This is a genomic window from Crinalium epipsammum PCC 9333, from assembly GCF_000317495.1.
Taxonomy (GTDB): Bacteria; Cyanobacteriota; Cyanobacteriia; order Cyanobacteriales; family PCC-9333; genus Crinalium; species Crinalium epipsammum.
In genome coordinates this window covers 3,290,260-3,310,319 of the sequence record NC_019753.1, presented here as the reverse complement: position 1 = coordinate 3,310,319, position 20,060 = coordinate 3,290,260, and the positions used below count along the sequence as shown (strand labels likewise).

General features: G+C 41.2%; 13 protein-coding genes. 7 read left to right on the top strand and 6 right to left on the bottom strand.

Annotated elements, in window-relative coordinates:
• Positions 1-36: 36 nt before the first annotated feature.
• Positions 37-1,155 (bottom strand): calcium/proton exchanger, encoded by a 1,119-nt coding sequence (cax, locus tag CRI9333_RS14420; RefSeq protein WP_015203895.1) that lies wholly within the window; start codon positions 1,153-1,155, stop codon positions 37-39.
• Between the two features lie 529 nt (positions 1,156-1,684).
• Between cax and CRI9333_RS14415 the strand changes: the two genes are divergently transcribed.
• On the top strand, positions 1,685-4,324 hold the full coding sequence (locus CRI9333_RS14415; RefSeq protein ID WP_015203894.1) for a DUF3536 domain-containing protein: 2,640 nt from the start codon (positions 1,685-1,687) through the stop codon (positions 4,322-4,324).
• A gap of 41 nt (positions 4,325-4,365) precedes the next feature.
• On the opposite strand, the gene CRI9333_RS14410 is transcribed toward CRI9333_RS14415, so the two are convergent.
• Entirely contained in the window at positions 4,366-4,953 is a 588-nt protein-coding gene (locus tag CRI9333_RS14410) for a fasciclin domain-containing protein (protein WP_015203893.1), read from the bottom strand.
• Between the two features lie 638 nt (positions 4,954-5,591).
• Between CRI9333_RS14410 and CRI9333_RS14405 the strand changes: the two genes are divergently transcribed.
• Both CRI9333_RS14405 and CRI9333_RS14400 read left to right on the top strand, forming a co-directional pair.
• Entirely contained in the window at positions 5,592-6,188 is a 597-nt protein-coding gene (locus CRI9333_RS14405; protein WP_015203892.1) for a DUF4126 domain-containing protein, read from the top strand.
• A gap of 186 nt (positions 6,189-6,374) precedes the next feature.
• Complete coding sequence (locus CRI9333_RS14400) at positions 6,375-10,607, top strand: ATP-binding protein (RefSeq protein WP_015203891.1); 4,233 nt, start codon at positions 6,375-6,377, stop codon at positions 10,605-10,607.
• A 73-nt stretch (positions 10,608-10,680) separates the two neighbouring features.
• On the opposite strand, the gene CRI9333_RS14395 is transcribed toward CRI9333_RS14400, so the two are convergent.
• On the bottom strand, positions 10,681-11,886 hold the full coding sequence (locus tag CRI9333_RS14395; protein ID WP_015203890.1) for an RNA-guided endonuclease InsQ/TnpB family protein: 1,206 nt from the start codon (positions 11,884-11,886) through the stop codon (positions 10,681-10,683).
• A gap of 66 nt (positions 11,887-11,952) precedes the next feature.
• On the opposite strand from CRI9333_RS14395, the gene CRI9333_RS14390 reads away from it, so the two are divergent.
• Positions 11,953-12,138: a ribbon-helix-helix domain-containing protein gene (locus CRI9333_RS14390; protein ID WP_015203889.1), complete on the top strand. Its 186-nt coding sequence runs from the start codon at positions 11,953-11,955 to the stop codon at positions 12,136-12,138.
• Positions 12,139-12,144: 6 nt separating this feature from the next.
• Here CRI9333_RS14390 and hemH read toward each other — a convergent pair whose 3' ends face one another.
• On the bottom strand, positions 12,145-13,308 hold the full coding sequence (gene hemH / locus CRI9333_RS14385; protein WP_015203888.1) for a ferrochelatase: 1,164 nt from the start codon (positions 13,306-13,308) through the stop codon (positions 12,145-12,147).
• 114 nt (positions 13,309-13,422) lie between these two features.
• On the opposite strand from hemH, the gene CRI9333_RS14380 reads away from it, so the two are divergent.
• Together CRI9333_RS14380 and CRI9333_RS14375 are read left to right on the top strand one after the other, a co-directional pair.
• Entirely contained in the window at positions 13,423-14,076 is a 654-nt protein-coding gene (locus CRI9333_RS14380) for a class I SAM-dependent methyltransferase (protein WP_015203887.1), read from the top strand.
• A complete protein-coding gene (locus CRI9333_RS14375) occupies positions 14,073-15,398 on the top strand; it encodes a YcjF family protein (protein WP_015203886.1) in 1,326 nt (441 codons plus the stop codon). The genes CRI9333_RS14380 and CRI9333_RS14375 overlap by 4 nt, the downstream gene beginning before the upstream one ends.
• A gap of 65 nt (positions 15,399-15,463) precedes the next feature.
• Here the strand turns inward: CRI9333_RS14375 and CRI9333_RS14370 are convergent, their stop codons facing one another.
• Together CRI9333_RS14370 and CRI9333_RS14365 are read right to left on the bottom strand one after the other, a co-directional pair.
• The gene (locus CRI9333_RS14370) at positions 15,464-16,933 is read right to left on the bottom strand and encodes a type II restriction enzyme NspV-like protein (protein WP_015203885.1); all 1,470 of its coding nucleotides are present in this window, start codon (positions 16,931-16,933) and stop codon (positions 15,464-15,466) included.
• The gene (locus CRI9333_RS14365) at positions 16,930-17,592 is read right to left on the bottom strand and encodes a hypothetical protein (protein WP_015203884.1); all 663 of its coding nucleotides are present in this window, start codon (positions 17,590-17,592) and stop codon (positions 16,930-16,932) included. Before CRI9333_RS14365 ends, CRI9333_RS14370 begins: the two co-directional genes overlap by 4 nt.
• 111 nt (positions 17,593-17,703) lie before the next feature.
• On the opposite strand from CRI9333_RS14365, the gene CRI9333_RS14360 reads away from it, so the two are divergent.
• Positions 17,704-19,620, top strand: coding sequence for a GTPase family protein (locus tag CRI9333_RS14360; RefSeq protein WP_015203883.1), 1,917 nt, complete (start codon positions 17,704-17,706; stop codon positions 19,618-19,620).
• Positions 19,621-20,060: the final 440 nt, after the last annotated feature.

The following is a 20,060-nucleotide window of genomic DNA, read 5'->3' as shown; positions in this document are numbered from 1 at the left end:
TCCCAGAAGTGCGGGGAGGGGGTTGGGGGTGGGGTTTTACCCAATCGCTGTAATCACCGGATGGAAGTAAAAAGCCAAAGCCAAAATTACATAAGCCGCTAACAGCAACACACCTTCTAACCAATTTGACTTACCATCAGAACTGATAGAATTAGCAATTAACACTGCCACTGCTACCGCTACCAATTCAAATGGATTGAAATCTAAATCCATTGGTTGACCCGTTATCCACCCTGCTAACACTAAAACTGGGGCAACAAATAAGGCAATTTGCATACTAGAACCAACTGCAACGCCCAAAGAAAGATCCATCTTATTCTTCATTGCCACAGTAACAGCAGTTGCGTGTTCAGCAGCATTACCGATGATGGGAACTAAAATCACCCCTGTAAATAAAGTTGTTAGCCCTAACTGCGAAGTTGCTACTTCCAGAGAGTCAACTAAAAGTTCTGACTCCACAGCTACTAATAAGGTACAACCTAATAAAACCCCAATCCACAAAGGCAAGTTAACTTCATCTGTGGCAGTATCTGGTGCTAAATTAACCTCAGATAACTCTGATGGCTCCAACTCTGCTAAACCCACATGATAGAGATAAGAGTGAGTTTTCATAGAAAATAGCAGGGTTAGCCCATAAACCAAGATTAAAACAACTGCTACTGCTATGGAAAGCTTTTGAATTGTCGCTTCATCAATACCACTGGAGGTATAATCCATTGCTGTTGGTAGCAGAATTGCAATTACAGCTAACGTCATTGATGAAGCATTCACTCCAGCGATAACTGGCTGAAATTCTTGCTCTTTATAGCGAAGACCTCCTAGTAACATCGAAAAGCCCATCACTAGCAGCAAGTTACTGATAATTGAGCCAGTGATACTAGCTTTAACAACATCTATCAGTCCTGCATTCAGGGCAACGAGTGAAATAATTAATTCTGTAGCATTGCCAAAAGTAGCGTTTAACAACCCTCCTAATGAGGGACCAAGGACAACGGCAATTTCTTCAGTAGCAGTTCCCATCCAAGCCGCGAGGGGAATGATCCCTAAACAAGCTGTGATAAACACAACACTTGCTCCCCAGTGTGAAAAGTGCGCTGCAATGGAGATGGGGATAAATAATAATAGCAGCGAAAAAACTTTTTCTAGAGTGATCATCAATTATTTCCGTTCACTTCCGACTCTAGGATACTCGGTTGTAATCAATTAGCTATGAAGAATCCTGTTAAAACTTCGATCCCCCCTAGCCCCCCTTGAAAAAGGGGAATATTCAAAGTCCCCCTTTTTAAGGGGGATTTAGGGGGATCTTGGGGTTAGCCCTGCACAATCACATCACAACACTATCCCACTCACTCCTCTGGCGGATGTAGTAGCAGTAGGAAGTTTTTAAATTGCTGATTAAGTTGCGTTAAGCTAATGTGTACTTTTTGCTAACTTTGCTGTTCAATAGCTATTGACTCTAAATCTCTCTGCTTTTGCATACTTTATCCCCCATAAGTCATAGCTGTACTAAGTGTTACTCCTCACAAGAGAGGGTTGCTATGCCTGGGTTGGAGCATTAATATTTGCTAACTTACGCCGATACGTTTGATTGCTTGATCGCTGCTGTGCAGTGGATTCCTAAATTATCATCTCATATTTTTTAGGCAATCATACTTAATCATTTTAAAATTTGGATGTGATCCCCATGACTGCTGCTGATACTCCAGTGCAAACGACTGTTATTGATGAATCAAATAATTTAGAAAGCGTTGCCAATGTAAAAGATCCCCTACAAACTGCTACGGGTGTATATGTGACGGTTCACGGTCATTTTTACCAGCCACCCCGCGAAAACCCTTATTTAGATACTATTGAGCGTCAGCCGAGTGCATCACCTTTCCACGATTGGAATGAACGCATTCACTCTGAATGTTATCGCCCGAATGCTTTTGCTAGGGTGTTGAACGATCGCGGAGAGTTAATCGGGATCGTTAATAACTATGAGTATCTCAGCTTTAATATTGGTCCAACGTTGATGTCATGGCTAGAACGCTATGATTTTGAGGTATATCAACGCATATTAGAGGCGGATCTCAAAAGTTGCGATCGCCTCAACGGACACGGAAATGCGATCGCGCAAGTCTACAACCATATCATTATGCCCCTGGCTAATGAACGGGATAAATACACTCAAATTCGCTGGGGGAAAGAAGATTTCCGCTCCCGCTTTAACCGTGATCCCGAAGGAATGTGGTTAGCGGAAACAGCCGTAGACTATGCCACGATCAAAGCTTTAATTGAAGAAAAAATCAAATTCATTGTCCTTGCACCCTCCCAAGCAGAACGTTGTCGCTTAATTCCAGACGAGGAACAACCTGTAAGCCAATGGTTAGAAGTGGGCGGTGGTCAAATCGATCCCACCCTTCCTTATCGTTGCTTCCTGCCTGGTGGCGATCCAGAAAGTGATTATATTGATATCATCTTTTACGATGGTCCAATCTCCCGTGATATGGGCTTTAGCGATGTACTGTTTAATTCCAACCACTTAGCCGGACGAGTTGGGCAAGCAGTACGCGGGGATCACCGACAAAGCCAATTAATATCTGTAGCCACAGATGGCGAAACCTTTGGACATCATAAAGGCGGTACAGAAAAATCCCTTGCTTATGCCTTTATTGCAGAATTTCCCAATAGAGGTTGGACAGTAACAAATTTTGCTCATTATCTCAGCATCAACCCTCCCAAATGGGAAGTTGAATTAAAACCTGTTACAGCTTGGAGTTGTTCTCACGGTGTTAACCGTTGGCAAGATGACTGCGGTTGCGGTGGTGGTGGTGAATGGCATCAAAAATGGCGCAAACCGTTACGAGTAGCCCTAGATTGGTTGCGGGATCAGTTAATTAAGGTTTATGAAGATACAGGAAGAAAATTCTTTCTCGATCCTTGGGCTGCAAGAGATGAGTATATTAAGGTAATTCGCGATCGCACTCCTGCAAATATTGAAAAATTCCTTGCCCGTCATCGCACCCACAAATTATCACCCACAGAACAAGTAGACGCACTGCGCTTATTAGAAATGCAGCGTCACTCCTTACTGATGTATACCAGTTGCGGTTGGTTTTTTGAAGAATTATCCCGCCCAGAAGGTGTGCAAATTCTCCGCTATGCAGCCCGCGCACTAGAATTAGCCGGAGATGTCGCTGGCATACAATTAGAAAAAGGATTTGTCAAACGCCTCACATCTGCACCTAGTAACATTGACTTCTTTAAGCATGGTGCAGAAGTTTACCGCCATTTAGTACTATCTGCCCAAATAAGCTTTAAACAAGTAGCAGCACAATACGCAATTAGTTCTCTGTTTACTAATTATGCTCAACAAGAGCGAGTTTACTGTTACGATGCCCAGCAATTAGACTACCAGTTGCAACGCATGGGAACTCTCACCTTAGCAGTGGGACAATTGCGGTTAGTTTCACAAATTACTTGGGAAAGCACCCATTTAGTGTTTGCAGTTCTACATATAGGCGGTTGGGACTTCCATTGCTGCATTCAACCATTTGCAGGAAGACGCGCTTACAGTCAATTGAAAGAAAAATTATTTGATGCCCTGAGTCAAGCTAGTGCTGCTCAAGCAATTTTAGCAATGAATCAGTTGTTTGGGGATCAAACGTTTAACTTAGAAAACTTGTTTGCTGAGGAACGTCACAGAATCATTAAACTGCTAAGTAATGAAACATTGACACGCTTAGATCAGTTATATACTCAAGTTTACCGTGATAACTACGGCGTTTTGAAAGCCTTCCATCGAGATGAATTACCTGTACCGCAAGAATTGCAAGTAGCCGCAGAGGTAGCACTTTCACACCGTTGCTTAATTTCTCTACGGGCGTTGGAACAAGAAAATGGGGATGGACAACATTTAACTCATTTGGGAGAATTAGAAGCGATCGCCACTGAAGCTAATCATCTGCGCTGTCAGTTGAAGATACCAGAAGCCAAGCAAACATTAGAACAAATGATATTGCGATCGCTCTGGCAATTGTTGCACGATACTAGCCCAGAAACACAACAAGCTGATATCCAAAAGATATTACGCCTAATTAATTTAGGTGAACAGCTTAATCTGGGACTTTCCCTCGCTCGGTCACAAGAGTTATATTTTAGTTTCCTGCACCATAAAATCGGATTGCAGTGTATGCGGGTAACTTCAGTAGAGTCACCTTTTCAAGGTGGTGATGCAGCCCTGACAAAAATGCTTGCTAAAATTGCTCAACTACGTCAACTTTTACAGTTGGGTGAAAAATTGGCAGTATATGTCAGCCCTTGGTTAAATCAATTGCCTTGACTATAAATTGTCCGTCTGATTTATAATCTGAGGTTTTTCACCTATTTTAATAAATCAGGCGGCAATAGCACTTGATTAATTCCATGAATTGTCCCGTTACGTGCAGGAATATCTGCCAAAATTACCTTGGCACTATTAACTTTAATCTGTCCTCCTCTGGGTGCTACACTGAGAGTTAATGACTGACCCTGAAGCGTTCTGCGTCTACCTGATTTAGTATTAAAACTGGTACTTTTTCCAGGGACTATATGATAGGTTAAAACTTTAATTAATGTGTCCCTATTTTCAGGCAGTAAAAGAGTTTCTAATGTTCCCGCAGGTAAAGCTGCAAATGCTTCATCTGTAGGCGCAAATATTGTCAAAGCACCTGTTGTTGCTAACTCATCATTCAGACGTGCTGCTTTGACAATTCTGGCAAGAGTAGAAAAGGCATCATTTGCTGTTTCTAACTCCACAGCAATATTATTTCTGACAGGATTAGCTTGCGCTAGTAAAGTAGTGTTTTGTGTTGCTGTTGAATTTGTAGTTAACTCAGCCGTAGCTGGAAGAGTAATTAAAACACTTAGACTAGCTAAACTTACTAACTTAGTGAGTTTTTTTACTAAAGGAAATTCGCGATAATGTAGCATCAAACAACTCCTTAAGTTTGTTTTGATATTTTAAGATTTGTATAGCTGCAACTTATCACTTATATACTCCTTTTGGCTTCTAGCTTGTGATAGATGTATATGATTAAAAATAGATTGTAAAGTTTAATAATATCTAACTATGGGAAGATAAATCAGAGAGGGGCAGAGCAAGCCGAGAAGGAGAGCGAGATAAAAATGTTTTTAACATAAACATTTACAGACTTATTCCTCAAGATCCGATTTAATATGATTTATCAAAAGTATTACATTTAGCAATAGATACTTATTTATTAGCAACTGGTAGCTGACAACTATTAAAAAGATGCACAAATCGGCACTAAAACTTTAATTGATTCTAGGATAGTAATTTTAACTAATATTTTGTTGAAATGGGGAAAGCGTCAGCAGGGTTAAATAATTTTTTATTGTTAAATTGCGGAAGCAACAAAGAAGTTGGTATTGTTTACTGTTGACTATTTACTGTTTACTACCCTAAAGATGCAGCATAGCCAGAAAGCTCTTACAGTGAAATTATTAAGTTCTTTCTCCTAAACCTTAGAGCAGATGTGTTAAAAGTAGTAAATCCTGATTGAGATGGAAACTTAAGGATTAAGGGATAGTCAGTTAGGGGATAAACAATGATTGGAATTTTAGCCGCACTTTCAGCTTCTGCGGCAGCAGGTATGAGACTTGCTCTGCCACTTCTAGTTATTGGGTTGTTGCAAAACGAGCAGCTTTGGTATGATGTGCCGTTGCTGTCGCGCATTCAGCCACCTGTAGTCTTAGGCTTTTTAACTAGCTGGTCATTGTTTGAGATATTTGCTTCTAAAAAGCTGCTGGGACAGCGTATTTTACAAATTATTCAAATAATTTTAAGCCCATTAGTGGGAGCAATTATGGGCATAGCAGTTGCAAAAATTACTGGCGTTCCTGTGCAGTTAATTTGGATAATTGGTATTGTCAGTGGTTTATTAGCATTAGTTCTCCAGCTAGTTAAGGTTGGGTGGTTTTATCGGTTGCGGGGAATTCCAATTTGGGTTGTATTAATTGAAGATGCGTTATGCGTTTTTTTGGTAATTCTTGCTTTTAAAGCGCCAAAATCAGGTGGGATAATGGCTTTAATTCTGCTGTGGTTGGCGATTCGTAGTTCTACCCAATGGTATCAATGGTATAGGGGAAAAAACCGCAGGGGAAAGCAAAGCAAAATTAGTCGCCAAGAACAAGATCTTGATTGAAAAATATTTAATCGCTCTTGGTCAATAGGCGTTGTATTTCAGCACGATTGAGTTAGTATTTTGCTAGATTGCCTAAGTCAACTCTAAAATCATCCCACATAAGAACAGGAGATGATCGCTGGTAATAGCTTAGTAATTAGTTACAACTTCTGAATAAAATAGCGAGATTAGGTGGGAGAAGCAGAGATGTCAGGACAATCGCCTCAAGCAGAAATAGGGAATTTTCTACTTGGCGGTGGTGAAATGGGCGCAAGGATGCGATCGCATGATTGGTCGCAAACTCCTCTAGGCTCAGTAGATACATGGCAGCAAAGTCTTAAAACTGCCGTTCGCATTATGCTAACCTCCCGCCAACCCATGTTTGTGTGGTGGGGCGACCAATTAATTAATCTCTACAACGACCCATACAAAGCAATTTTAGGCGGCAAACATCCCCAAGTACTTGGTCAGCCAGCTTCAGATGTATGGCAGGAAATTTGGGATCAGGTGGGGCCACGTGCAGAGTCCGCACTCATCAAAAATGAAGCTACTTACGACGAAGCACTGCTGCTAATTATGGAGCGCAACGGCTACCCAGAAGAAACATATTATACATTCTCTTATAGTCCGGTTCCCAACGACTACGGCGGTACAGGTGGAATTATCTGCGCCAATACAGACGACACGCAGCGCATCATCGGTGAGCGTCAGTTGGCACTATTGCGAGAACTAGCAGCGCGAACAGTAGATGCACGCACATTTGAGCAAGCTTGTTCTCTCAGTTTGGGTTGTCTAGAAACCAATCCTTATGATTTACCTTGGGCAATGATTTATCTGGTCGATCCAGAGCAGCAACGTATTGTTTTAGCAGGGACGTGCGGAATTGATCCCAACCATGAGGCTGTTCCTGAAATAGTTGATTTCAACGCTGATTCAGTTTGGCATCTAGCAGAAGTAATTAAAACCAATAAGTCATACGTTATTTCAAATTTAGATACTACTTTCGACAACCTCCCTACAGGCGCTTGGCAAATATCACCACATCAAGCGGTAGCTCTACCTATTGCCGCATCTGGTGAGACCGGAAAATCAGGCATATTAGTAGTTGGGTTGAATCCTTTTAGACTATTTGACGACAAATATCAAGGATTTATTGATTTAGTTGCATCTCAAATCGCTGCCAGTATCGCTAATGCCCAAGCTTATGAAGAAGAACGTAAACGAGCAGAAGCATTAGCAGAAATTGATCGCGCTAAAACTGTTTTTTTTAGCAATGTTAGCCACGAATTTCGCACTCCGTTAACCTTAATGTTAGGGCCATTAGAAGACACCCTAACTAATTGTGCTACCTTGCTGCCACCAAGAGAACGAGAGCAGCTAGAAATGGTGCAGCGCAACGCCTACCGCTTGTTAAAACTGGTTAATACTTTATTGGATTTCTCGCGTATCGAAGCTGGACGGGTGCAGGCTTCATACGAACCGACAGACTTGGCTACTTTTACATCTGAACTAGCAAGCGTTTTTCGTTCTGCGATCGAACGCGCAGGAATGCAGTTATCAGTTAATTGTCCTTCCCTACCAGAACCCGTATATATAGATCGGGAAATGTGGGAAAAAATTGTGCTGAACCTGCTCTCCAATGCCTTCAAGTTCACATTTACAGGAGAAATTACGGTCAGCTTAAAGTTATCCAATGACGATGTTGAGTTAGTCGTCCAAGATACAGGTATTGGGATTCCCGCCGCAGAAATCCCCCATATGTTTGAACGATTCCACCGCGTCAAAGGAGCGCAGGGGCGGACTTTTGAAGGATCGGGAATTGGGTTATCGCTAGTACAAGAATTAGTGCAAATTCACGGCGGTACAATTCAAGTAACGAGTGTTGAAGGTGAAGGCAGTTGCTTTACTGTGTCAATACCTAGGGGATCTGCTCATTTACCTCAAGACCGCATAAAGTGCGATCGCACCTTAGCTTCCACAGCATTAGGAGCAATTCCTTATCTAGAAGAAGCTTTACGTTGGCTACCTGAAGAAGCAGGGGAGCAGGGCAGCAGGGGAGCAGGGGAGCATGAAAGCTTCATTTTCTCTCCTCCCTCCTCTCACCTCTCACCTCCCTCTCCTGCTCGTATTCTCCTAGCTGATGACAATACTGATATGCGCGATTACGTCAAGCGGTTGTTAAGCCAGCAGTATGAAGTGGAAGCTGTGCCAGATGGTTTAGCTGCATTGTCAGCAGCACGTCAGCGTTTACCAGATTTGGTATTAACAGATGTGATGATGCCAGGATTAGATGGCTTTGGAGTGTTGCAAGAATTACGCAACGATCCGCAACTAAGAAAGGTTCCGATTATTCTACTGTCGGCACGTGCAGGAGAAGAAGCACGAGTGGAAGGGTTAGAAGCGGGAGCGGATGATTACTTAATTAAACCTTTTTCTGCTCGTGAATTATTAGCACGGGTGGAAGCTGCTTTAAAAATGGCTCGTCTACGAGAGGAAGCCATGCAACGAGAGCAAGGTTTACGAATTGAAGCTGAGGTTGCTAAAGCTCATTTAGAGACAGTTTTATCAGGTATTCAAGACCAGTTTTATGTTTTGGATCGAGAGTGGCGATATACATTTGTAAACGATCGCGTCGCGAAAACTGTTGGCTATTCTAAGGAAGATTTACTAGGTAAGAATATTTGGGAATTATTTCCAGATGTAACTTCTAGTTTGTTTGCTCAAGAGCTTCATCGTGCTGTTAAGGAACAGACGGTTGTACGCTTTGAATACTTTTATCCTAGCTGGCAACGTTGGTTTGAGAATCGTGTTTATCCCTTTAATGAAGGTGTAACTATTTTCGTTACTGACATTAGCGATCGCAAGCAAGCGGAGAAAGCCTTACGTGAAAGCGAAGAACGCTTCCGCAACATGGCTGACAATGCCCCCTTCATGGTTTGGGTAACTGATCCTACGGGCTACTGCACCTACCTGAGCCAAAGTTGGTACGAGTTTTCAGGGCAGACTGAGGCTACAGGATTGGGCTTTGGGTGGGTAGACGCGGTGCATCCAGAGGATCGTGAATACGCTAAGAAAACCTTCCTCACAGCTAATGAGCGTGGCGATGCGTATCGTGCAGAATTCCGCTTGCGACGCAAAGACGGTGAGTATCGCTGGGTAATTGATGCGGCTCATCCTTGGGTTGGGGTAGATGGTCAATTTAAAGGTTTTATTGGCTCTGTAATTGACATTTCCGAACGTAAGCAAGCGGAAGCTGAACGCGATCGCCTGTTGCAACTTGAGCAAGCTGCAAGAAAGGAAGCAGAAACAGCTAATCGAGTTAAAGATGAGTTTTTGGCAGTGTTATCCCATGAATTGCGATCGCCACTTAACCCGATTCTAGGTTGGACGAAGTTGCTACAGTCTCGCAAGTATGACGAACAATTTACTAAGCGTGCTTTAGAAACAATTGAACGCAACGCCAAACTACAAACACAACTAATTGAAGATTTACTAGATGTCTCACGCATCTTACAGGGCAAGATGGTGTTGAATATTGCTCCTGTTAACTTAGTTACGACAATTACTTCTGCGATTGAAACTGTCCGCTTATCTGCTGAGGCAAAGCAGATTCAGATTCAAACTTTATTTACTGCCCATGTAGGACAAGTTATGGGTGATGCTGTTCGTCTGCAACAAATTGTCTGGAATTTACTTTCAAATGCGATCAAGTTCACACCTAGTGGCGGGCAAGTAATAATTTGCTTAGAGCAAGTTGGTATGAATATTCAGATACAAGTGAAAGATACAGGAAAAGGAATTAAGCCAGAGTTTTTACCTTATGTATTTGAGTATTTCCGTCAAGAAGATGGTAAAACTACTCGTAAATTTGGTGGGCTAGGTTTGGGACTTGCTATTGTTCGCTATCTCACCGAACTACATGGAGGAACTGTTCAGGCAGAAAGTTTGGGCGAAGAAATGGGCGCAACGTTCACAGTAACATTGCCACTAATCCAGCAGGAAGATGTACCAATCATTAATCCTGAAGTTCCTTTATCCTTAAACGTTGATACCTCACCTTTGGCTGGAGTCAAAATTTTGGTAGTTGATGATGAACCCGATATGCGGGAATTAATGCTGACGATTTTGGAGTTGTCCGGGGCTGAGGTACAGATAGCTACATCTGCCGCCGAAGCGTTGACGAAAATTGATTCTTTCAACGCCAATATGCTGATCAGTGATATTGGGATGCCTGAGATGGATGGTTATATGTTGATGCGTCAAGTGAGGCAGCGATCGCCACAGGCAGGAGGAAATATTATGGCGATCGCTCTGACTGCCTATGCAGGGGAAATAGACCAGCAACAAGCTCTAGCCGCCGGATTTCAACGACATATTGCCAAGCCTGTAGACCCAGTTGAGTTAGTAAAAATCATTTCCAATATGTTAAGACAAGCATGAATATTTAGGATTGTGCATTATTTTCAACAATTGGCTGAAATACTTGATGCTTATAGATTTGACACTCTCTGGGCTAAAGCCACAGAGATTCTTCATTCAACGTTAGAACTTGCTCAACCAGGGTTGCCCCAAGCAGAGTAGCGGTTCCGACTCCTGAAGCTTTACTTTGGGGATGCCCTCCCCTAGATTTTGCTTTAAGCAAAATGTTGATTGCCGCATTCTCGTCCCTGTGCAGATTACAGCCACAGACACAAACATGAGTTCTAGTACTGAGAGCCTTTTTAACAACTCGTTTGCACTGGCTACATTCTTGTGATGTGTAGTGGGGAGGGACGGCAACAGCTAATTTTCCAAACTTGGTAGCGAAATACTCTAACCACTGCCTAAATTGATACCAACTAGCATCAGAAATAGACTTAGCTAAACAGTGATTTTTGAGCATATTTGCTACCTTTAAGTCTTCATAGGCTACTAAATCGTTAGACTTGCAAACGTGACGCGCTAACTTTTTGGCGTGTTCGGTACGTTGCCTATTTACCCTTAAATGTTTCTTAGAAAATTTAGTTCTTGCTTTGCGACGATTACTTGAACCTTTATGCTTTTTGTATATTTGACGTTGAGCGTGTTTAATATCAGCTTCAGATGAGCGTAAAAACTTAGGGTTTGGTTCTTGATGTCCATTTGAGTCAGTACAAAACGACTCTAAGCCTACATCTAAACCAATCTCATTACCCGTTAAAGGCTGAATATCAATACATTCAACATCAACACAAAATTGGCAATAGTAACCATTTGCGCGACGGATTAATCTAACCCGTTTAATAGATTTAACAGGGTAAGTGTGAATATCCCATTTTCCCAACAATCTAAGTTCAGCAATACCTTTTTTATCAGTAATCGTGATACGTCGCTTTGTAGGATGCAGTGACCAACCGCTAGTTTTATACTCAACTGAGCGATTATCTTTCTGGAATTTGGGATAGCCTTTTTTCCCTAGTTTGCTAGATTTGCAATTATCGTAAAATCGAGAAATTGCCAGCCAGCCACGCTCGGCAGAGGCTTGTACCGCCATTGAGTTGAGATCTTTTACAAAGTTAAACTCATTGCGTAGTTCAGTCGAATATTTATTTAAAGCAAACCGATTGATTTTGACATCTTGTGGTGCGTCCATCCAATATCTAATTGCTTTGTTACGGATGAATTGAACCGTTCGGATAGCTTCATCAATAGCCTGATATTGCTGCGGTTTTGCTTTAACTTTATACTCTAGAACTAGCATTGAATCGACCTATCAATATATTAAATATATTATATTGTATATACGGATGTTTGCACGTATAGTTTTATGAAAAATCGTCGCCTAGAAATTAAACTTACTGATTATGAATTGCAGCAACTAGAAGAAGAAGCCCAAAGACGGGGCATGAACAAGTCTGAGTTGCTCAGGAGTTTAATAGCTCGTTTTCCTGCGCCATGTAAAAAGCCGTCCTCCACTGCGTTAAAGGACGGGGTTTTAAACCCAAATCTTTGATAACTACTAAAGCAAGCCGACAAAGTGCAAAGGCCCTTGACCACTGATTAGTTCTATTATTAAAGCAAGAAAGCCAATCATTGCTAAACGCCCGTTCCAAACTTCTGCTGCTGTAGTCATGCCCCACTCCCAACGCTCTTGGGGATACATTTTGACTTTCTTTTTGAGTTGTGAAACCTGCGCCAGCTTGACACTGGGGGCATCGAGTGCATCAACTACTAAATTAGCCAAGCCTTCAATAAACAGAGGATTTGTATCTAAAGCTGGCACACGATGGAAGTTATGGATGCCAGATTCTTCTGCTAATTCGCGGTACTCAACGTCAATTTCTTGTAAAGTTTCAATGTGTTCTGAAACAAAGCTGATTGGTACGACGAGTAAATCTTTAACACCTTTAGCACCGAGTTCTGGAATGGCATCTTCGGTGTAAGGTTTGAGCCACTCTACAGGACCTACCCGACTTTGATAAGCCAAGGTGTAGGGATTAGGTCGATTAAGGTTTTTGATAATTAACTTGGTACATTCCTCGATTTCTTTCTGGTAAGGATCGCCAGCTTCTTCAACATAGCTGACAGGAACACCATGTGCGCTAAAGAAGATCTGAACTTCGTCAGGATTGGAAAACTGATCGAGTTCTTTCGCGGTCATTTGCGCCATTGCGTGCAAGTAATCGGGTTGCTGATACCAGGAAGGAATGACAGTGTATTCAATTTGTTGCAGTGCGGGGTCTTCTTGCCAAAGCTTTTCTAGTAATCGGAAGCTAGATCCACTGGTACTGATGGAAAATTGGGGATAAAGAGGCAGGATTACCAATTTGGTGATGCGATCGCGCTTGATACTGGCAATTGCTTCTTCTGTATAAGGATGCCAGTAACGCATTCCGATATACATCTCAGCATCTTGCCCTTTTTCCTGCAACTTGTCCTTTAAAGCTTGTGCTTGTGCTTCTGTAATTCTTCGTAGAGGTGAGCCGCCACCAATCACTTGATAGTTAGCTTTAGATTTCTTCTCTCTCAGGGTAGAAATCAACCATGCCAAGGGTTTTTGGAACGCAGGCACGGGAATACGAATGATTTCAGGGTCGGAAAAAAGGTTAAACAGAAAGTGACGAACATCATCTAGTTCATCTGGACCACCTAAATTTAGTAGTAAAACCCCTACACGACCCATAGTGCTAATAGCTTCCCAAAAACTTTCAGATTTGTTACTGATGTTAACAATTATATTGTAATAGCAGTTTTTATTTGCAATTAAATATACATAATTTCAATAGTGGAGGTAATTGTGGCAACGATTTTAAGGGATTGGAGTTACCGCTATCAATGGTTGTATGATGCGATCGCGCAACTATCCTCTGTGGCTGTAGGTGGAGAAACCAGGTTTCGCCAGTTAGCTTTAGAAGGTTTAACGATTGATTCAAGCACTAAAATCCTAGACCTTTGTTGCGGTAGTGGTCAAGCAACAAAATTTCTGGTGCAATACTCTGATAACGTTACAGGGCTTGATGCCTCACCTTTATCACTAAAACGCGCTCAAAACAATGTCCCTCAAGCTAAGTATGTGGAGGCATTTGCAGAAGAAATGCCGTTTCCTGACAATCAGTTTGATTTAGTGCATACCAGTGTGGCGATGCACGAAATGCAGCCAGAGCAGTTGCAACAAATTCTTAAGGAAGTATATCGAGTATTAAAACCAGGAGGTGTATTGGCTGTAGTAGATTTTCATGCCCCGACTAATTGGCTATTTTGGCCTGGGTTGGCTTTATTTTTTCTACTGTTTGAAACGGAAACAGCTTGGAAGTTAATTAAGATAGATTTTGTTGGCTTATTGGAAAAATTTGGCTTTAATGTCAATAATGCCAGCTTAACGAGAGATAAATCTAGTGCGGTTAGTCTCTATGCTGGTGGTAGTATCCAGGTAATCCATGCCCAGAAATGACTGAGCAAAATAATAATACTAACTTGCCCCCAACTGATTCTCAGCAGTCTGATGAATTGACTGATGTGAATAAATCGGTTGATAATTCGTGGAAAAATCGCATCGGCGGTGTTTGGAACAATGCCACAGGACGTTTGAGGGAATTGGTTCCTACCGATATTCCGCAGATGGTGGGTAATTGGTTTAACGTCAGTGAATCTCAAGTTGCAGAGATTTTGGAGGCTGTACGCGCGGAACTACCTACCACAGAAGCGTTATTAATTGGTAAGCCACAAGCGGGAAAAAGTTCCATTGTTCGGGGTGTTACAGGCGTTTCTGCGGAAATTGTCGGTCAGGGTTTTCGTCCCCATACGCAAAATACTGAACGCTATGCCTATCCTTCGGGTGAATTGCCGTTGCTGATTTTTACCGATACAGTCGGGCTGGGAGATGTCAACCAGGAAACTGAGGCGCTGATTGAGGAACTGGTGGGAGATTTACAACATCAAACCCGTCGCGCTAGGGTGTTGATTCTAACTGTTAAGATTAATGATTTTGCTACTGATACTCTGCGAAAAATTGCTAGCCAGTTAAGAAAGGAGTATCCAGAAATTCCCTGTTTATTAGCTGTTACTTGTTTGCATGAAGCTTATCCTGCGGATGTAACAGATCATCCCACATATCCCCCAGAGTATGAAGAAGTAAATCGCGCTTTTAGTGCAATTAAGGAAGCTTTTACTGGTTTGTGCGATCGCTCTATTATGCTTGACTTTACTTTAGAAGAAGACGGTTACAACCCAGTATTTTATGGTTTAGAAGCATTCCGAGATACTTTAGCAGAATTACTTCCAGAAGCAGAATCGCGGGCAATTTATGAGTTATTAGATGAAAAAGCTGGTATAGAAATTGGTAATCTTTACCGAGATGTCGGACGGCGTTATATGTTGGCGTTTGCGATTATGGCGGCGACAGTTGAAGTTGTACCTGTACCATTTGCCAGTATGCCTGTGCTAACGGCGTTGCAATTATCAATGGTGGGTTTGTTAGGAAAATTGTATGGGCAAACGCTGACACCATCGCAAGCGGGGGGAGTTGTGAGTGCGATCGCAGGTGGTTTTGTAGCGCAAGCTGTAAGGCGTGAATTAGTTAAATTTGTGCCTGGTTTTGGCAGTGCGATCGCGGCTTCTTGGGCAGCAGCATATACTTGGGCTTTAGGTGAAGGTGCTTGTGTTTATTTTGGTGATTTAATGGGTGGGAAGAAACCCGATCCTCAGAAAATTCAATCTGTGATGCAAGAGGCATTTAAGACGGCGCAAGAACGGTTTAAGGGTATGAAGCGGTGATCAATAGTTTTGGTTAATTAACCGCAGATGCACGCAGATAAACGCAGATGTAAAGTAACAGTTGATCAACTGATGCTGGATACTGTCTTACTATTTATTAAATCTTCTGCTAGTGTTGCAAGGTTTAAGCTATTTAAGATACTAGACTTTATTGGACGCTTTTCATCCCAAAAGATTAGAGATGAATAAAAGCTTATTGCTAATGGAGAAGTCAGTAGTTTAAATGTTTCGTATGCAGCTTGTTCATTATCAAAGCTAAGAATGTAAACAGTATCATCAAAAATAACAGGTTTGTTATTTATTTCGCCTATCAATTTAAAATCCAACTTTTTGTAAAGTCCACAAATTGCTATTTTCCAAGCTGCGAAAGTGTATGAACCAACTCCAAAAATAGAAAAGCGAGGGTTATTTTGATATATTTTACTTTTTCTAACATCTAAATATCTAGCATGAGACTCTAAATATTGCCAAGTTTTAGGAGCTAAATTCTTAATGTTATCAGTTTCTTCACCCACAAACCTTTGAGGAACTATAACAAATTTTTCTGTAGTCTTTATCCGATTTTGAGCCACATCAGAGCCTTTTATTAAAGGAAAAAGATAAGTATCCTCAATTTCTACCGATTCTCCGAAACCATTTACCAAAACATTATCTATTTTACGAAGTTCCATTACTTTTGAGCAGTCATGCTTAATCCCAGAACGCCATTTTGCTTGGATACTTTTAGCAGAAAGTTTCCTCAATTTATCAAAAGAAGCTACATCTCTAACAAGAACATTATCTCGGTATCCTATTCTCTGATAATCTGAGTCTTCAAGACTGCTGAATAAATCGCAGAAGTAATTTTGTGATCCTAAGTCAAACTTGCAAAACAATAGACAGGCTTCAACATTAGCGTTAAAATACTTCTTGGTATCTATCTTATAAGTTGCACAGTAGACAAGATTGAGCTTTTTAGAATGAATATAGCTTAATATTTTTCTTGAAACAGAAGTTTTACAGAGCATCGCTAGGTAGCCGTCGCGGTTCTGTAGCCAATGAATAGCCTGAATTAGCATCCATTCTGAAATATCGAAATTGCTCTTACCTGTAATTGCGTCTAAACCGCTATGGTTTTGAAAATTATTCTTTTCTGGTAAATTCCCCCCGCCAATAGTTCCTTGCTGTGAATTAGTTACCCAAGGAAAATTACCAAGAATCAGAATTTTTCCACTTAATTGGTTAATTAGTGAAATCCAATTAAATTGAAAAAAATCTGCGTTTTTAATCTCAATTCTTGTACTTTTAATAAATAAATCTTTTGTTTTAATTTTTTGTAAGTAATTGGAATTTATTTCAATGCCAATAATCTTATCGACTGATGGGAAAAAATGTGCAGCAGCGTCAATAAAATTACCTACCCCACAGGTTGGCTCAATTATAACATCGGGAATGACTCCAAGTTGTACTAACTTGGAGCATATTTTTTCAGCTAGTTCTGAAGGTGTTTGAAAATCTCCGTATTCTATTTTTGTTCTTTGAACAGCATGAATCATAAATTAGCTCTATAAATAGCAATTATTCCTTCTTCTTGACCAGCACGCTCAATTACTCTTCCATATTGGAGCCGCCATTGTAAAGCATTAGAAATGGTTAAAAATCCCTGTGCAGGAGGATTAATAAGTATTTCGTCTGCTATGTTAGCTGCTTCAATTTCATCAATAGGTAAGTTGCGATCGAGCATGAACGCTATCAAATCATCTTTATTACCTTCATTTGCCAGAATAGTACGAATACCACGAGTCATCTGAAAATCTGCTGTTCTTTCAGCACTTACATATATCGTATGCAAAATATTCAGATTTGCAGTCCTATTTATACTGTTGTCAGTTTTGTTATAGACAAATATCATCAGCGAGTAGCCAAGCCCATAAATCTTTTGCCGTGCAGATTTGAAAGGACAAGATGACTGTGGCTGTTTAATACTTGTAACTTTGATATCAATAAGTAGCCCTGGAAAGTCGATTCCACTGGCTGAATTACCATCTATAAACTCGTACCTTTCCTTTAAATAAAGCCTAAATTTTTGTTCCAAGTACGTCCCAACGGCTTTGCCATCTGTGACACCATACAGCAAGGGTTCTGGGTGTCGAGACTCGGCGGTAGCAAATATTGCTGCTTCAGAACAGAGAATTTGTTCGGTCAAAATTGTCATGCTTGCAGCTAAAAATTAGTGCTAAGTATAATATCTTACAATTAAAGTTATTTACTCTCTTATCATCAATCCTCGAAACCAGCGATCTGCAAATAATGGTAGGTGTAAATAATGGTGCGATTAAAACTTTGGCAGTGGATTGTGTTGGCGCTTCCTGTTGCGTCAATTATCGGTTTTTTGTTGGTGGCGGCTGGATTACAAATTCACGAATGGCGGATTAATTGGATCTGGGGTATATTTACCGTCATTTTATTAGGTTGGCGTTGGTTGCTGGTGAAATGGACTCAACCTATGGTTGATGAGATGGAATCTGTAATCGCGCAGGTTAGTAAAGATTTAGCATCTGCTTCTGGGGATGCAAAACTGCAAGCAGAGGGAAATGATACTGCTAGTAAAGCAGAAGTAGCACTGCAAGAAATCTTAACAACAGCACAAAGCGATCGCCCTATTTGGGAAGATTGGCAAACTTTTTGGCAGCGTTGTCAAGAACTTGTGGCTGCGATCGCACAAATATACAATCCTGAATTAAAGTATCCCCTACTCAACATTTATATTCCCCAGGTTTACACCCTAATCCGAGGAACAGTTGATGATTTAGATCGCTGGATTCAGCAATTATCCCCTGCTTTAAATCAAGCTACGGTTGGGCAAGCTTATGAAGCTTATGAGGTTTATCGTAAGTTAGAACCGTCTGCTCGTAAACTTTGGCAAGTATGGAATTGGGCGCAGTGGGTATTAAATCCTGTGGCAGCAGTGGCAAAGACAGCTACTAAGCCTTACAATAACCAAGCTTCTCAGCAATTGTTAGTCAATGTGAGTCAACTGCTGCGGGAAGCTGCACTAAGAAATTTATGTCGGCAGGCGATCGCACTCTACAGTGGTGACACATTAACAACTACAGAATTATCCGTTCCCAGTCCAACTTTACCCAAGGCTAAAACGCAAACCCTGCGAGACATTCTGACGAAAGCAGAACCAGTTGAGCAAGTTGAACAAAAACCTGTCAATATCATCTTGGCGGGGCGCACAGGTGCGGGAAAAAGTAGTTTAATTAATACCCTGTTTCAAGCAGATTTAGCAGAAGTTGATATTTTACCAAGTACTGATAAAATTCAAAATTACCATTGGCAGGTAGAAACAGGAGAAACGCTGACACTTTGGGATACGCCAGGGTATGAACAAGTTAACCGTGAAGATTTACGGGAACAAGTTATTGATTATGCTACCACTGCGGATTTGTTGCTGTTAGTTACGCCAGCATTAGATCCAGCTTTGCAAATGGATGTAGATTTTCTGAAAGAGATTAACAAAGAAGTTAAAGATTTACCTGCGATCGCAATTGTAACTCAAGTAGATCGTTTGCGTCCGATCCGCGAGTGGCAACCGCCTTATGATTGGGAATGGGGAGAAAAACCCAAGGAAGTTGCAATTAGAGAAGCTACTCAGTATCGCGCGGAACTTTTAGCAGACTTATGTGATTTCGTTTTACCTGTTGTGACAGGTGATATGAAAACAAATCGAGTAGCTTGGGGAGTAGACGCGCTATCTTTAGCATTGATGGATGCGATCGCACCTACAAAACAACTTCGACTTGCTCGTTTTTTGCGTAACTTAGAAGCGCGTACTGTTGCAGCAGCCAAAATAATCGATCGCTACACCTTCCAAATGGCGACAACCCAAGGACTTACGGCACTGCTAAAAAGTCCTGTACTCCAGTTTCTCACCACGTTGACAACTGGATCACCAGCCCTCGCTTATATGTTAGCCGAACAAATTCCCGTAGAACAATTACCTGTGGTTATTGGTAAGTTGCAAATGGCGTATGACTTATTCTCCCTATTAAATGCGGGCGACTCTAAAGCTGTTAACTTTGATTTACTTTCCCTATGGTCGCTAGTACTAGAAAACTCTGTAACACCTGAACGCAACGCCTGGGCATTTGGTCACGCATTAGTAGAATATTGGACTCGCAAACTCACAATAGAACAATTACGAGAACGCTTTAATTACTATCTACAACAAGCATGATCAATTAACAATTCCCCCCCCTCCCCTTAATAAGGGGAGGGGGCTGGGGGGTGGGGTTAACAACGATCGCCAAATTAATAACTTTTGTAAACTGTTACTTATGATACCGTTTATTTGTCATAATTAAGTTACGACTTAAAAATTATTCTGTGCTTTAAAAAGTTAAACAGATTCCCAGATCAAACAAAGTTTACGCATTCGCTAATCCGCTTAACTAATTGTAAAAATTTGTTGCCTACTAACAGGGAAGTAGAGCTAGTCAGAACTTATTGATTAAGTTTTTGCGGAGATCTTAGTCTTAAAATGAAGGTGCATGATGTTAACAGTGCCTTAATTTTAAGACAGTATTGGAATTTTATTAAAAATGAGATCGCCTACTATATTTAGCCTCAGCTTTGGAAATATTTAACCAAAGTTGAACCAGCTATTTTAGTTATTTG